The organism is Wolbachia endosymbiont (group B) of Erebia ligea (assembly GCF_947179575.1).
GTDB classification, from domain to species: Bacteria; Pseudomonadota; Alphaproteobacteria; order Rickettsiales; family Anaplasmataceae; genus Wolbachia; species Wolbachia pipientis_C.
The window spans coordinates 850,287-865,290 of sequence record NZ_CAMXBW010000002.1; the positions used below are offsets into that span (position 1 = coordinate 850,287).

Below are 15,004 nucleotides of genomic sequence, written 5' to 3' on the forward strand. Positions count from 1 at the left end.
CTTGTTTTATATGTTACGTGTTATTGCGGGTAAATATCGTGGAAGAAAAATAACTACAGGCAAGAATTTATCTGCACGGCCCACTATGAGTAGTGTCCGAGAAGCAATATTTAGTATACTTTCTTCAAGAAAACCTATTTATAACCTAAATGTACTTGATTTATTCTGCGGAAGTGGCTCTTTTTCATTTGAAGCACTTTCTCGAGGTGCTAAACATGCATTCATGGTAGATTCAGATTATTACAATTTGCAACTGCCTAAAAAAACAGCAGAAGATTTTGGAATTACGAACGATATCACGTTAATTTGTTGCAATGCTAACGGATTACCAAGACCTATTTCAAAGTGCGATATAGTTTTTATGGACCCACCTTATAATATCAATCTGGTTAACTCAACTTTAGACGAGTTAGCTCACTCAGGCTGGTTAAATGATAATGCGTTAATAATTCTAGAAATGAGGAAAAATGAAGGTTTTGAGTGCAATAAAAACTTCAATATAGTTGTGGAGCGTACCTACGGTATTGCAAAAATAATTTTTCTTTCTTCACTCACTTGAATTTCTTTTGTAAACATCTATAGCTAAGCTAAGTAAGATTTTTCCGAGGACTGAAAGAAAAAATCAATTCGTTTTGGTGGGAATAGGGTGTGTAACAGCAAATCAATACGAGTTGATATACTATAGTATTTTCTAAAATGGATGATAAAGTTCCATTATGGTATTATGTAATAGTTTAGACTTGATCTGACAGGCAAACAAAGTAAGATAAAAATATAGACAAGTTTTAAAGGAGTGTCAGATATGAATACAACACAAGAAAAAATACTAAAACCAAAGTTGGGATTGCTAGAACTTGCAAAGCAATTAGGAAATGTATCACAGGCGTGTAAAGTAATGGGATATTCAAGGGATACATTTTACCGCTTCAAAGAACTGTATGAAACAGGAGGAGAAGAGGCTTTACACGAGATAAGCAAAAGCAAGCCATTGTATGCAAATAGAGTGTCGGAGGATATAGAAAAAGCAGTAGTTGAAATAGCAATAGAGTTTCCAGCATACGGACAAGAAAGAGCAGCAAACGAACTGAAAAAGAGAGGAATTCTCATCTCTGCAAGTGGAATAAGATCAGTGTGGCAAAGAAACGATCTTGAAAATTTTAAAAAGAGGTTAAAGGCATTAGAAGCAAAAGTAGCTCAGGATGGTATCATTTTAACAGAAGAACAGATAACAGCTCTAGAAAAGGCTAAGGAAGAAAAAGAGGGTATCCGTTCAGAGGTGTGGTTTAAGAAACAACAGCTAGCAGGTTTTGAAAAGGGTGGGAACGTTCAAAAAAGTGTGTCAAACCGTATTTTTAATTCAACTCAATTTTTAATCTATCAGGAAAAAAGATATCAAGTTGAGATATAGTTAAAGCCCAATTAGGTAAAGCCATAGCCCATTTTTGCTCTACTTTTTTTATAGCACAATATACCTGTTTATACAAGGCATTTGTATTAGTAAATGAGCCTTTGGTTTTAGTAAATTTTCTAATCTGTCTGTGCAGTCCCTCAATAGGATTAGTGGTATAAATTAGCCTCCTAACAGGACCTGAATACTTAAAATAACTGGACAAATTTTCCCAATTATTCTGCCAAGATTTTATGACTAATGGATACTTTTCGCCCCATTTTTCCTCCAGTTCAAGCAAATAATTTTCGGCAATTTCTTTACTTGAAGCACGATATATTTTTTTCAAATCATTCATGAAAACTTTTACATCTTTGCTAGATACATATTTCAGTGAATTCCTTATCTGATGCACTATACATAGTTGTACTTCTGCTTTAGGAAATATACTATTTATAGCTGTAGAAAAGCTTTTTAGCCCATCAATGCAGGCAATTAGAATATCTTCTACTCCTCTTTCTTTGAGGTCATTTAGCACTCCCAACCAGAAATTAGCTCCCTCACTTTCAGCCAAATAAAAACCTAATACTTCTTTTCTGCCATTTTGATCTATGCCTAATATGTTATACATACACTTGCTTACACAATGTCCATCCTCCTTAACCTTAAAAAACATGCCATCCATGAACACTATTGGATATACTGATTGCAGTGGACGGCTGCGCCATTCATTGATTATTGGTAGCAGTTTATCAGTAATACTGGATATCTCTGCTGCTGATATTTTGTGGTCATATATTTCCTCAACGTGTGAAGCTATGTCTCTGTATCCCATGCCACTGGCGTATGTACTTAATACCTTTGCTTCAAGTTCTGGATGTAGGCTTGTTTGCCTTTTTCTAACTATTTGTGGTTCAAAACTTCCCTCCCTATCTCTTGGTGTTAGCAGCTCAAATGAGCCTCCACTCGTGCGTAAAGTTTTTGCGTTTCTCCCATTTCTTCGGTTATTTTCTTCACTTTTAGCTGACATGTGGTTTTCTATTTCACCTTCCAGACTTGCCTCTAGCAACCTTTTTATAAACGGTGTTAATGCTCCATCTTTTCCTGTCAATGGTTTTCCTTCTCGTATAGATGACAGGATATTTGTTTCTAATTCTTTATAATCTACCAACCCATTAGTTCTATTTGCTTGACTCATATCAAACCTCCATTTTTTATATCAATTTATTACTTTACTTCTCGGTTTGACACACTTTTTTGAACGTTCCCAAAAGTTTCTGAAAATAGCAATTACTTTTTTGTTACAAACAGCCTATGTTTTCATTTATTCAAATTTTCAGGATGTTGAGAACATTTAAGAGGGGTAAGTGAGTTTTCTAAAAAACCTTCATACAAAATTTTCTTTACAATAAATAACAATGACTATAGGGTTATGCACACGTTTATTCTATACTAATAGAATTAGTAAAAGTACCTTTTATTCAAATTTTAAAGGGCATTACAGGCGCTAAAGAGGTACAATCGATTGGGTTGGTGGGCACACTCGCTTTAAAACTTAATTACAGACTTTTTGGTGAATTAAGCAGTAGTTACCTTATTTCAAACAGAGTGGTCTAAGAGGTTTCATCAATAAAAACCATACTTGAAAGTAGCACACACTCAATTATAACTATGGTGCGTCTCTTTCTAAAATTTTACTTAAGAACTGCTAAGAATTACTACAGATGCTAATTTAACGAATTTTGTCTGTTCGATGTTAGTTATCTTCCTCTAGAAAATCAAAGTGGACTTTACATCTTATTAATTATAAATTAACTTACTACCTAATTAATTCCTGAGTTATGTATGAGTAACATTTTGATAATATTAGCAGCAGGAAAGAGCAGTAGAATGAATTCTGAATATTCAAAAGCGTTGCACCAAGTGGGAAATCTTACTCTTTTAGAGCATATAATTTCTAATGCAAAATCGCTGAGTCTAAAAAGCTTATCAATTGTTGTTAATGAGTCTCTTCTAAAAGATTTACAAAGGTTTGATACCCTAAAAAGTATAATCGATCAATACAATATAAAACTAATAGTTCAAGAAGATATTACAGGTACTGGCACTGCAGTTAAAATTGCCCTAGAAAATCTGGAGAAGTTATCTGATCAAGATATGGTTTTAATACAGTATGGGGACACTCCATTTATATCTAGTGATACAGTTATGAAGATGACTGATTGTCTAAAGTATAATAATTTAGTTCTTCTTGGATTCAATAGTCAAGATGAACAATATGGAAGGTTAGTAATTGATAATTACGGAAATGTTCAAAAAATCCTAAAAAATGGCGATAAAATGCTTCTTGCAAACTCTGGAATAATAGTTTCATATGCTAAAGATCTTTTTACCTTAGTAAAAGAAATAAAATTTAATAATTCGACCAATGAATATTGTCTTAATGATATAGTACCCATTGCAGCAAACAATAACTTGAGTGTAGGTTATGTAGTTTCTGATGAAAAAGAAGCAATGGGAGTAAATAATAAAGAGGATTTGATTAAAGCCGAACACTATTTTCAAGAAAGAAGGCAGCCAATTCTTCTTTCATAACTAAATTTTTTTATTCATTAATTTAAGTTGACATTTGTTTTATACTGGTTTTATAATACCTTTTGATTCTTACTTGTAAGATAATTGGTACGACAAATTTTCCTAGTTGTAGTAGAGGGTATACATGGGGATATTAATAACAGGTGCTGCAGGTTTGATAGGGTCGACCTTGGTGAAAAAGTTAGAAAACCAAGGCCATGAAGTAATAAGCTGCGATATTAGGTTTTGCAACAATCCACTCAGTTTTTTTTCAGAAGATATAGTACCACTACTTGCTAAGTGTACAGGAATTATTCATCTGGCTGCAATTTCTCGAGTTATACATGGTGAACTTTATCCTACACTGTGTCAAAAAATTAATGTTGATGGTACAATGCGGTTTTTAGGGTTATGTAAGTCACTTCCAAATAAACCATGGTTTATATATGCAAGTAGTAGGGAAGTCTATGGAGAGCAGAAGGAACTGCCAGTTACAGAATCTGCTAGTATCGATCCAATAAATAATTATGCCAAAGGTAAAGCATTTATTGAGGAACAAATAACAAGTTCAAAAGATTTTAATGTAGCAATATTACGCTTTTCAAATGTATACGGTGGTTTACTAGATCATAACAGTAGAGTAATTCCTGCACTCTGTATTAATGCATTAAGAGGTGATCCAATTAAAATAGAAGGTAAAGAATGTGTTTTTGATTTTACCTATTTGTATGATGTTATAGAGGGTATATGCTTAACTGTTAAATATTTACAAAGCGAAAAATCTTCTCTTCCTGCTATTCATCTTACTACTAATAGCCCATGTACTTTAGAAAACTTAGCAAAAACAATATTAAAAGTCACGAAAAGTGATTCTAGAATTGATTTTTATCCTCCAAGAAATTTTGACGTAACTAAGTTCTATGGTGATTTTACTAGAGCTAAAGAGCTACTTGGTTGGTCTCCAAAACATTCATTAGAAGTAGGATTAAGTAAATTTATAAAAAGTCTACAAAACAATACACAAGAATATCCTAACAATATAGATATGGTAATATATGAAAATATTAAAAGTTATTCATGGTTACCCTCCTTATTATAGTGCTGGTTCAGAGGTTTATAGCCAAACTCTTGCTCATGAACTAGCAAATAACAATGAGGTACAAGTATTTACTAGGTATGAAAATAGCTTTTTACCTGATTTTTATTACACTACAGTCCTAGATCGTAGTGATTCTCGAATCTTACTGCATTTAATTAATATACCCATAGCTAAATATCGTTACAAATTTATCAATGAAGAAGTAGATATACAATTTAAAAGAGTAATAGATAACTTTCAGCCAGATCTTATACATTTTGGTCATCTTAATCATCTATCAATTACTTTACCAGAAATTGCTTTTAAAGAAAATATACCTACAATTTTTACGCTACATGACTTTTGGTTAATGTGTCCAAGAGGAAGGTTTATTCAACGCAATTCTGAAGATTTGTTACGGCTTTGTGATGGACAAAAGGATCAAAAATGTGCAACCCAATGTTACAAAGGATATTTTACAGGAGATGAAGAATTCCTGAATTTAGACATAAATTATTGGGAACAATGGGTTGCAACTAGAATGAAGCACACAAGGAAAATAATAGACTATATAGATTACTTTATTTCCCCATCGAAATTCTTGATGGACAAATTTACTCAGGATTTTAATGTTCCGATAAACAAAATTTCTTATCTTGATTATGGTTTTGATCTCAATCGTCTTAAGAATAGAAATAGAGCACAAGAAAAAGAGTTTATTTTCGGTTATATTGGTACTCATACTCCCGAAAAAGGTGTTGATCTATTATTGAAAGCTTTTTCTCACTTATCATCTAAAGCAAAACTTAGAATTTGGGGAGCAGCAAGAGAAGAAACTAAAGCTTTAAAAGCGATTGCCGATCAGTTTTCACCTGTTGTTAAAGAAAGAATAGAGTGGATGGGAAGTTATGATAATAAGAATATAGTTACTGACGTATTTAATAAAGTTGACGCAATAGTCGTTCCTTCAATTTGGGGTGAAAATTCACCGTTAGTAATACATGAAGCACAGCAACTTAGAATACCAGTTATAACAGCCGATTATGGTGGCATGGCAGAATATGTAAGAGATGGACTATTATTTAAGCACAGAGATGCAAGTAGTTTGTCAGAAAAAATGCAAGTCCTATCTACAAATCAGGAGTTATACAATAAACTTACCCAAAAAGGCTATCCTTATACTGAAAATGGAAATATACCTTCTATAAGTGAGCATACTGAGAAACTTAACAAGATTTACCGTAATGCTATTGAAAAGAAAGGCAAATCAGTAGCTGTGAAACCCGGTCCTTGGAGAATTACTTTTGATACTAATCCAGACTACTGCAATTTTGCTTGTATAATGTGCGAATGTTTTTCACCATACAGCAAAGTTAAAGAAGAAAAGAAAGCTAAAGGAATAAAACCTAAGATATTGTCGATAGAAACTATCAGAAAAGTAATTAAGGAAGCAGCTGGCACACCTTTAAAGGAAATCATTCCTTCTACTATGGGTGAGCCTTTAATGTACAAAAGCTTTGATGAAATAATCAATTTGTGCCATGAGTTTGGTTTGAAGCTTAACCTAACAACTAATGGTTCTTTTCCTATTAAAGGAGCTAGAAAATGGGCTGAACTATTGGTACCAATTTTATCTGATGTTAAGATTTCCTGGAATGGGGCAACTAAAGAAACTCATGAAAGAATCATGAAAGGTTCAAAATGGGAAGTAGTGACAGAAAATTTAAAAACTTTCCTTGAAGTTAGAGATAAATACTTTAGCGATACAGGTGAAAGGTGTACCGTTACTTTACAATTAACATTTTTGGAAAGTAATTTACATGAACTCTATGACATAGTTAAGATGGCCATAAAGAACGGCATAGATAGAGTCAAAGGACATCATCTTTGGGCACATTTTGAGGAAATTCAGGATCTATCTATGAGAAGAGATGAATTAGCAATTAGTAGATGGAACACGGAGGTGAGAAGGTTATACGAACTTAGAGATAATATGCTATTGCCAAATGGTAAAAAGATAAAATTAGAAAATTTCACAATCCTTTCTCAAGAAGGTATTAAGGATTTGGCTCCAGGTGGTCAATGCCCATTTTTAGGTAAAGAAGCATGGATAAACAATGAAGGAAAGTTTAGTCCTTGCTGTGCCCCAGATGAACTCCGTAAGACATTAGGAAATTTTGGTAATGTTAATGAGGTTAAACTCGAGGAAATATGGCAGAGTAGTGAGTACCTAAGCTTACAAAAGAATTATTTAAATTACAAATTATGCAAAACATGCAACATGAGAAAACCTTTGATCAATTAATCAAAGATAATCTTAGATCTATTAAAATTTCACCGTGTGAGAGGTTTCACGAGTTGCTAGGAAATCCTTTGTATGAAAATAGGTTTATAAAGGTTGGTAAATTTCATGAGCCCGGTCTTGCACCGGTTTATGATCAGATAGGCGCTTATCATATCAATGTGAGAGGAGAAGCAGTTTATCATCATAGATTTCTAAAAACTTTTGGATTCTACTTTAATAGAGCGGCCGTAGAAGATGATACAGGGTGTTACCATATTGATTCATCTGGATGTAGAGTATACAAACAGTCGTATCAATGGATTGGAAATTATCAGGAAGATGCTTGTGTAGTTAGAAGACATGATAAATGTTTTCATATTAATTTAAATGGCAACAGGATTTATCAAGAGGAATATGATTATGTTGGAGATTTTAAGGATGGTATCGCTGTAGTCTATAAGGATGGCAAAGCTACACATATTAATCATCATGGAAAGTTAGTACATAATAAATGGTATAAAAAACTTAATGTTTTTCATAAAGGATATTCTATTGCAGAAGATCAACATGGTTGGTTTCATATAGATATTAATGGTGATCCTGTTTACCAGCAGAGATTTAAAATGGTAGAAGCATTCTATAATGGGATGGCAAAAGTTGAAACTTTTGAGGGTGTGTTAGGACAAATCGATATTACCGGAAATGTAAAGTTTAATATTTTTGATTTAGGTAAAGAATCTCAAGTGCATAAGATTTCTGCAGAACTTTCAGCCTTTTGGAAAACGTACCTAACAAACGTTGCTATTGAACTTGATTTGTTAAATATTTTACCTGCAACTATGCCGATTTTATCTAAAAAGTTAAACATTATCGTACCAAATCTAGAAAGGCTGTTAAGGGCGTTGTGGGAAATAGGGTTTATTGATTACGATAAGGACAAGGACTTATGGCAACTATCATCAAAAGGTAAGTGTTTTAAGGGAATACCATTTTTGCCAAAAGCAGCAACGATGTGGGCAAGAGTTGCCGCTGAAAAGAATTGGTTAAATATTGCCGATATACTAAAACAGAAGTCAATCTCTTCATTTGAATCTTTTAAGGAAAGAGAAGCATCAGAAAATAAGAAAATAGCGTTTTACCAAGCATTGCTAGGATATTCTAGGTTTGATACTAAAGAGTTTAATTCTAGAATTAATATAGATGATGCTAAGAATATATTGCTATTTGGTGTACATTCTTTATTTCTTGCTTATTCTGGTATACACAATAAAGGTTCCATAGGCCTATATAACGAACATAAAGTGCCAAGACAGTTAGTAGAAAATTTAAAAGTCAAACTTATAACTCAGAAAGAACTATCAGCTACAAATTATGAATTAGGTGTCTTTTGCCGCTTTCTGCAGCATTATGATGATGATAAAGTATTATCTTATTTAAAATTGGTCAAAGGAATATCTCGTATTTTATTGATAGAAACCATTTTAGATTACCGCTCTCCAGCTGGAGGCTCTGTAGATATTAATGTAATGGTTGAAACAGGAGGTAAACTAAGAACGTTAAGCGATTGGGAAAAAATACTCAAACAAGTAAAAGGATTCAAAATTTCTTCTGTTGTACCTTTAACAGATTACTTGTCAGTCATTGATGTCAGGTATTAATCATATGGAAATACTACAAAAAAATGGTTTTTTTATTATCAAAAATCTGGTTCCTTTAGAACTAATAAATCAGTCTTTAAGTGATATAACAAATAAAATATCAAAGCTATCCCAAGAACTAAGTGTTTCAACTTCTGACTACTTAAACTGTACCGGCAGATGGGGCACGTCATCTCAAGTAACTAGAATTATCTCTCAAGCATTAGATAAAATTATTAAAAATTACCTTGAAAAGTCACTTCAGTGTCAGATACTGCAGAAAAAATCAAATGTTATATGTAAAACTGCTGATTTAATAGATGCAGTTCCCTTCCATCAAGACATCTCCTATAGTTTCAATGATCCTTACCACTTTTCTGTTTGGTTAGCTTTGAATAATGTCAGTGAAACTTCAGGTGCACTGCAAATTATAGAAAACAGTCATAAATGGGAAATACAGCCTTTAGTTGATTTTTGGTACCCATATTTTTTTGATCAGTACTCAAACAACCGAGAAAATTACAAAATTAAGTCACTACCTATTTCAGCAGGAGATGCGATAGTTTTTGATTCACGGTTATGGCATGGTAGTGATAAAAATACAGATGCTAAAGATAGATTTGCTTATGTAACAAGGTGGATTATAAAAGATCAAGACCTTCCCTATGTGCCAAAACCTCAGCCTTCAGTTTTTGGTATACTCAATTGTGGTGAGTTAACAGAATCTATACTGAGAGAATGCTTGTCATTGTTTGGCTACCAGGAAAGTATAAAAGCAAAAAACATGGAAGAACTTATCAAGAGCTGGTTAGCCTTTATTATAGACACAACTACAAATATTTCTGAGATCGACACTACTGAGGCTAAGCGAGATTTATATAAGCTGCTTATTCTAAATCAAGCATCAGTACTACATGATGCTGGAGACATCTCAGGAAAAATATACAAAAATTTATGGTTTTCACTACTTGTATTTCTCAATAAAAAAGTCAACGTAGTGGAGCTAGCATTGTAAATGAACAGAAGTAGAGTTGATAGCTTCAAATGTGTATTGATGTTCATCCTGAATATAGTATCTAAATTCAAACTTAATGTACTTATAATGTCTTTAGTTGCCCTGGTGGTAGCTGTTGATTTGTCTTTTAGAAAGTATTTAGTAAAAAATATTCTAGATACAGCTGTAAAATATCAGGAAGGTAATGTAATTGAAAATCTTTTATTACCTGTAAGCGCTTATCTTGGTATGGCATTACTTATCACTACTGCTTTTAGATTCTATGGCTATTTTGTTGACATTCGAATGTTTACCTTAATGCGTCAAAAGATAGCTGATATGTCTTTTTGTAGGCTACTCCAGCAAGACCATTCCTATTATCAGAACAATTTATCTGGAAGCTTAGTACATAAGGTCAGTAACTTAATGGATAGTGTGATAGAGTTAATAAGATTGCTTATAGATTGTTTTTTCAGTTACAGCATAGCATTAGTCTTAGCTATTTATACCTTATCATTAGTAAACATAAAATTTGCAATCGCTACATTCACTTGGGTAAGCATTTTTATTTTAGTATCGATTTTCAGCTTTCGTGTACTTACTGAACTAGCTGATAATTACTCTAAACAAAATTCACAAGTAATAGCTAGTATAGCAGATAGTATTTTAAATGTTATATCAGTAAGGTTATTTTCTCAGCAAGCACATGAGAGACACAAATTTTTTCAAATATGCAAGAAAAGAACTATTGCAGAGAGAAAATTACAATGGGCATACTTTTGTCTTTGGTTTATATATGGCTATTCATTCGATATACTCCAAGCAGTAAACTTGTATTTTTTAATTCATGATTATCAATTGAACAAGGTCGCAATAGGAGATATTGCTCTTGTACTTGGAATTAATATATCGATTATAGAGTTTCTTAACCATCTAACTAGGAATCTTACCCAATTTTCTACTCATTTCGGCAAAGTTTCAGATGCATTGCCAATCTTGAATACCGTACCAGAAATTCAAGATAAGGAAAATGCTAAAGAATTAAATTTATTAAGTGGAAGAATAACGTTTAATAATGTTTCTTTTTCTTATGAAGGTCAGGAGTCATTATTTCAAGATTTCTCAGTTACCATTAATCCTTGCGAAAAGGTAGGCCTAGTTGGTTATTCTGGAGGTGGTAAATCTACTTTTATAAACTTAATCCTAAGGCTATTTGATGTTAAAAAAGGTAATATAGAGATTGATAATCAAATAGTATCAGAAGTTACACAGAGTTCTTTGAGGCAACAAATATCTGTAATACCTCAAGACCCATTGTTATTTCATGATACTATTTTAGCAAACATCATATATGGTAAACTTCAATCTACTATCGAAGAAATAATGAGAGCTGCAAAGCTGGCTGGTGTTCACGATTTCATTATGGCGCTACCAGATCAATATGAAACTACAGTCGGAGAAAAAGGCATCAAGCTATCTGGAGGAGAAAGACAAAGAATAATAATAGCAAGGGCATTTTTAAAAAACGCTCCAATATTATTTCTCGATGAACCAACTAGTCAGTTAGATTCTATAACAGAAAAAACAATTCAAATGAGTTTATTTAAACTGATGAAAAATAAAACTACGATTACTATAGCACACCGTATTTCTACACTTTTACACATGGACCGAATTCTAGTATTTAACAAAGGAAAAATTGTCCAAGATGGTAAACACGCTGAACTAGTTTCTAAGCAAGGTCTTTACAAGGAACTTTGGAATGCTCAAATTGGTTGTTTGAATGGCAAGAAATAAGATGGAAAAAATTATTGATCTGAGAAGTGACACTACAACTCTGCAGAGCTCCAACGTTATACATGCAATAAGTAATGCAACTGTTGGAGATTTTGCTTATGGTGAAGACAAAAGCTGTAATGACTTATCAGAATATTGCAAACAATTATTCAAAGTAGAAGAAGCATTATTTGTAACCAGCGGTATGCTTGCAAATAGATTAGCCATTGCCAGTCAAACAAGTCCTGGTGATGAACTAATAACTCATTATAATTATCACGTTAATTTTTTCGATAGCGCAGGCAATGCAAAAGTAAATAATATCGTATTTAATTGTATTAGAAATAATAGCGGAATCTTAGATGTTGATGAAGTAGAATATGCTATTAATTCTAAGCCAAGGTACAAAATTTTTGCTCAGGTGAGTCTTGTTTCTATAGAAAATAGTATAAACGGGTTTAATGGTAAAATTTATCCTTTTGAAAAACAAGTCGAGTTATATCACTTTTTAAAAGCTCACAATGTAAATCTTCATTTAGACGGTGCAAGAATATTTAATGCTCATGTCGAAACAAATATTGCTTTAGCAGATTATGCTAAATATGTGGATACAATGAGCTTTTCTTTTACCAAAGGACTTGGAGCTCCTTTTGGTTCAATGCTTATGGGTAAAAGAGAGATAATTGAAAGGGCTAAAAAGCTACAGGTTTGGCTAGGTAGTGGTTATCATCAGATAGGGTATTGTGCTAATGCAGCAAAGTATGTACTACAGAACAATATTTCTAGGCTTAAAGAAGACAATAAACTCGCCAAACTGTTTGCAGACAAGATTAAGGAAATTCCACACATAAAACTGGTACTACCTTATCCAGAAACTAATATAGTAAGCTTTAGTATAAAAGCACTAAATGTAACTAATGAGGTTTTCTTGAGTAAGTGCCAAGCTTATGGTTTATTGCTTTTTCCTTGGCTCGAGTCTCATATAAGAGCAGTTACCCATCTTGGCACAAAGGAAACAGACATCATGAAAGCTGCTGAAATTATAAAGGAGGTTGTGTTAAATTTAATATGAGAGTAAAAATAGATTTCTTTAGCGATTCAAACACTGACCCTTCAGCTAAAATGAGGGAAGCGATGGCTAAAGCAAAAGTTGGAAACGAAGCTGCATGTGAAGATCCAACTGTGAACGAATTAGTGGCAACCGCATGTAAAATATTAGGTAAACCTGCAGGAATCTTTTTGATTTCAGGAACGATGTCCAATGTAATTGCTTATAAAGTACACATTCAAAGACCTGGTGATTACTTGCTGCTTGATGAAACTTCACATCCGCTCATAGTACAATCTGGCTTGATCGCAGCCCAGGCACATGCCACTCCTTTGCCCATCAAAGGTACGAGAGGAATATTTACTGGAGAACAAATTGTTGAGTTTATTACTCGTCCTAGTTTAAGAAATATTCCGAGAGTTGGGCTTGTTTCTATCGAACAAACGACAAATTTTGGTGGTGGAGCTGTGTGGCCTTTAGAATATATTCAAGAGATCTCAAGTCTCTGCAAAGAGAATGACGTATTCACTCATTTAGATGGAGCAAGACTGTTCAACGCTTGTGCTCATACTAAAATATCTCCAAAGGAGTATGCAAGTTATTTTGATTCGGTATTCATTGATTTTAGTAAAGGATTAGGTGCTCCAATGGGCGCAATATTGCTTGGAAGTGAAGATTTTATTGAAAAAGCTTGGTACTATAAGTTTCAAATTGGCGGAGGTATGCACCAAGCTGGCATTATTTCAGCTGCATGTTTATATGCTCTACGTAATAATGTAAATTCTTTAGAAGAAGATCATAAAAAAATGCAGCACCTTATAGAAGGCCTAGACTCCATAGATCAAGTTATAATTGATATCGACCTGTATAAAACTAATATAGCGTATTTTTCATTACGTACTAATTGTATATCTACTCAAGAATTAATAAACGTACTAATGACAAATTATGGAATTAGAATGGCTAACATCAAAGGTAAAATCAGAGCTATAACACATAGAGATATAAGCTATGAAGATATTAATACTACTGTATCTGCTATAAGAAAGATACTAAGTAATTTTCTGCACTAATTGTTTGCAAACTTCTTGTCAAACAATATTATACCAATATAGTATTATGCTAGCATCTGCATAGAGCTATTTGGGAATAGGTGTGAACTTTGTCTTCTTTCAATATTTACTATTCTTCTGTGGATATATGCTGCTTTATTTATCAAGACAAAGTATACCAATTGCTCTACCACTGTTAATAGATACTGACCATGTAAAATTAAGCTATTTTTTTGCCTGCTTTTCTTTTTTTTATGGAGTATCAAAATTTGTTAATGGAATAATCATGGACTCCAAAAATAATCCATTATTTATGTTTGGGCTATGCAATATTGCAACTGGATTATTAACCATTGGTATAACTTTATCATATAATAATCTAACTTTATTACTGTTAACATTAATATTATTAGCTTGGACACAAGGGTTAGGTTGGCCAGCTATTACCAAGTTTATGGTTACAAACTCTAGCATCTCTTCAATTGCATCATCATGGGGAGTTATGAGCGCATCTCAGCAACTTGGTTCTTGTATTACTTTAATTGTATTACCAAGTATAATTAAAATATATGATGCAAAAAGTGCATTTTTGTACTCTGGTTTCTTATGCTTACTTTTTGGAATTTATATAATATTAAAGGCATATTACAAAGAAAGTGCCAACTTTACTACCTATTATAAGGTGCAGAAATCTCAAATAGGTATCAAGGTAACAAGTTCCATATGGTTTCTATGTTGTGCTACTTTTTGTGCTTATATTATAAAAATGGGAATCTTCTTTTGGTTTCCTATAATTTTAAAGGATAAATTACAAATTTCTCTTGTACAATCCTCACTAATAACAGGCGTATATGATTTAGGTGGAATCCTTGGAACTTTAATAACAGGAAGAATTAGTGATATGTACTTCTTTCAAAATAGAAGCTTGCTGGCATCACTTTATATGTTGGGTATAGCACTCACTTTTATTGCAATGAACTTTGGTCAAAACATAATTCTTATGAACCTTGGTGCAATCTTATCAGGATTCTTTATATTTGGAGTGCAAGTACTGACAGGTGTTATAGCTGTAGAAATTGCTCCACAAAATAATGTATGTGCAATTGTAAGCTTAACAGGATTATTTGGGTATATTGCAAGTTCAATATTTTCATGCGTGCTCTTAGGAGTACTT

At 32.9% G+C, this 15,004-nt stretch carries 11 protein-coding genes and 1 pseudogene; 11 read left to right on the forward strand and 1 reads right to left on the reverse strand.

The window, feature by feature from the left end; genetic code table 11:
• Positions 1 to 10: 10 nt before the first annotated feature.
• Positions 11 to 559: a 16S rRNA (guanine(966)-N(2))-methyltransferase RsmD gene (gene rsmD, locus OM962_RS04705; protein WP_264330987.1), complete on the forward strand. Its 549-nt coding sequence runs from the start codon at positions 11 to 13 to the stop codon at positions 557 to 559.
• Between the two features lie 243 nt (positions 560 to 802).
• Positions 803 to 1,261: pseudogene (locus tag OM962_RS04710) on the forward strand (helix-turn-helix domain-containing protein); the annotation flags it as partial.
• 91 nt (positions 1,262 to 1,352) lie between these two features.
• On the opposite strand, the gene OM962_RS04715 reads toward OM962_RS04710, so the two are convergent.
• Positions 1,353 to 2,585: an IS256 family transposase gene (locus OM962_RS04715; RefSeq protein WP_264330447.1), complete on the reverse strand. Its 1,233-nt coding sequence runs from the start codon at positions 2,583 to 2,585 to the stop codon at positions 1,353 to 1,355.
• Positions 2,586 to 3,232: 647 nt separating this feature from the next.
• On the opposite strand from OM962_RS04715, the gene OM962_RS04720 reads away from it, so the two are divergent.
• The 9 genes from OM962_RS04720 to OM962_RS04760 all read left to right on the forward strand — a co-directional run.
• Positions 3,233 to 3,982, forward strand: coding sequence for an NTP transferase domain-containing protein (locus OM962_RS04720; RefSeq protein ID WP_151807609.1), 750 nt, complete (start codon positions 3,233 to 3,235; stop codon positions 3,980 to 3,982).
• Positions 3,983 to 4,106: 124 nt separating this feature from the next.
• Positions 4,107 to 5,060, forward strand: coding sequence for an NAD-dependent epimerase/dehydratase family protein (locus OM962_RS04725; protein ID WP_264330988.1), 954 nt, complete (start codon positions 4,107 to 4,109; stop codon positions 5,058 to 5,060).
• Positions 5,017 to 7,344 carry a glycosyltransferase gene (locus tag OM962_RS04730; protein WP_264330989.1) on the forward strand — a complete coding sequence of 776 codons (2,328 nt, stop codon included), beginning with the start codon at positions 5,017 to 5,019 and terminating at the stop codon, positions 7,342 to 7,344. Before OM962_RS04725 ends, OM962_RS04730 begins: the two co-directional genes overlap by 44 nt.
• Positions 7,305 to 8,981 carry a WG repeat-containing protein gene (locus OM962_RS04735; protein WP_264330990.1) on the forward strand — a complete coding sequence of 559 codons (1,677 nt, stop codon included), beginning with the start codon at positions 7,305 to 7,307 and terminating at the stop codon, positions 8,979 to 8,981. The genes OM962_RS04730 and OM962_RS04735 overlap by 40 nt, the downstream gene beginning before the upstream one ends.
• Positions 8,982 to 8,985: 4 nt before the next feature.
• Positions 8,986 to 9,975: a phytanoyl-CoA dioxygenase family protein gene (locus OM962_RS04740; RefSeq protein WP_319606758.1), complete on the forward strand. Its 990-nt coding sequence runs from the start codon at positions 8,986 to 8,988 to the stop codon at positions 9,973 to 9,975.
• Positions 9,976 to 11,751 (forward strand): ABC transporter ATP-binding protein, encoded by a 1,776-nt coding sequence (locus OM962_RS04745; RefSeq protein WP_264330992.1) that lies wholly within the window; start codon positions 9,976 to 9,978, stop codon positions 11,749 to 11,751.
• 1 nt (position 11,752) lies between these two features.
• Positions 11,753 to 12,802 carry a threonine aldolase family protein gene (locus OM962_RS04750; protein ID WP_264331021.1) on the forward strand — a complete coding sequence of 350 codons (1,050 nt, stop codon included), beginning with the start codon at positions 11,753 to 11,755 and terminating at the stop codon, positions 12,800 to 12,802.
• Positions 12,799 to 13,851 carry a threonine aldolase family protein gene (locus OM962_RS04755; protein ID WP_006280070.1) on the forward strand — a complete coding sequence of 351 codons (1,053 nt, stop codon included), beginning with the start codon at positions 12,799 to 12,801 and terminating at the stop codon, positions 13,849 to 13,851. Before OM962_RS04750 ends, OM962_RS04755 begins: the two co-directional genes overlap by 4 nt.
• A gap of 70 nt (positions 13,852 to 13,921) precedes the next feature.
• On the forward strand, positions 13,922 to 15,004 hold a 1,083-nt coding region (locus tag OM962_RS04760), incomplete at its 3' end, for an MFS transporter (RefSeq protein WP_264330993.1).

Excerpts from the sequence above, each read along its gene's own strand:
- OM962_RS04725 (WP_264330988.1), top strand. The coding sequence starts at position 4,107 with ATGGGGATATTAATAACAGGTGCTGCAGGTTTGATAGGGTCGACCTTG.
- OM962_RS04730 (WP_264330989.1), top strand. The coding sequence starts at position 5,017 with ATGAAAATATTAAAAGTTATTCATGGTTACCCTCCTTATTATAGTGCT.
- OM962_RS04740 (WP_319606758.1), top strand. The coding sequence starts at position 8,986 with ATGGAAATACTACAAAAAAATGGTTTTTTTATTATCAAAAATCTGGTT.
- OM962_RS04750 (WP_264331021.1), top strand. The coding sequence starts at position 11,753 with ATGGAAAAAATTATTGATCTGAGAAGTGACACTACAACTCTGCAGAGC.
- OM962_RS04715 (WP_264330447.1), bottom strand. The coding sequence starts at position 2,585 with ATGAGTCAAGCAAATAGAACTAATGGGTTGGTAGATTATAAAGAATTA.
- OM962_RS04745 (WP_264330992.1), top strand. The coding sequence starts at position 9,976 with ATGAACAGAAGTAGAGTTGATAGCTTCAAATGTGTATTGATGTTCATC.
- OM962_RS04755 (WP_006280070.1), top strand. The coding sequence starts at position 12,799 with ATGAGAGTAAAAATAGATTTCTTTAGCGATTCAAACACTGACCCTTCA.
- rsmD (WP_264330987.1), top strand. The coding sequence starts at position 11 with ATGTTACGTGTTATTGCGGGTAAATATCGTGGAAGAAAAATAACTACA.
- OM962_RS04720 (WP_151807609.1), top strand. The coding sequence starts at position 3,233 with ATGAGTAACATTTTGATAATATTAGCAGCAGGAAAGAGCAGTAGAATG.
- OM962_RS04735 (WP_264330990.1), top strand. The coding sequence starts at position 7,305 with ATGCAAAACATGCAACATGAGAAAACCTTTGATCAATTAATCAAAGAT.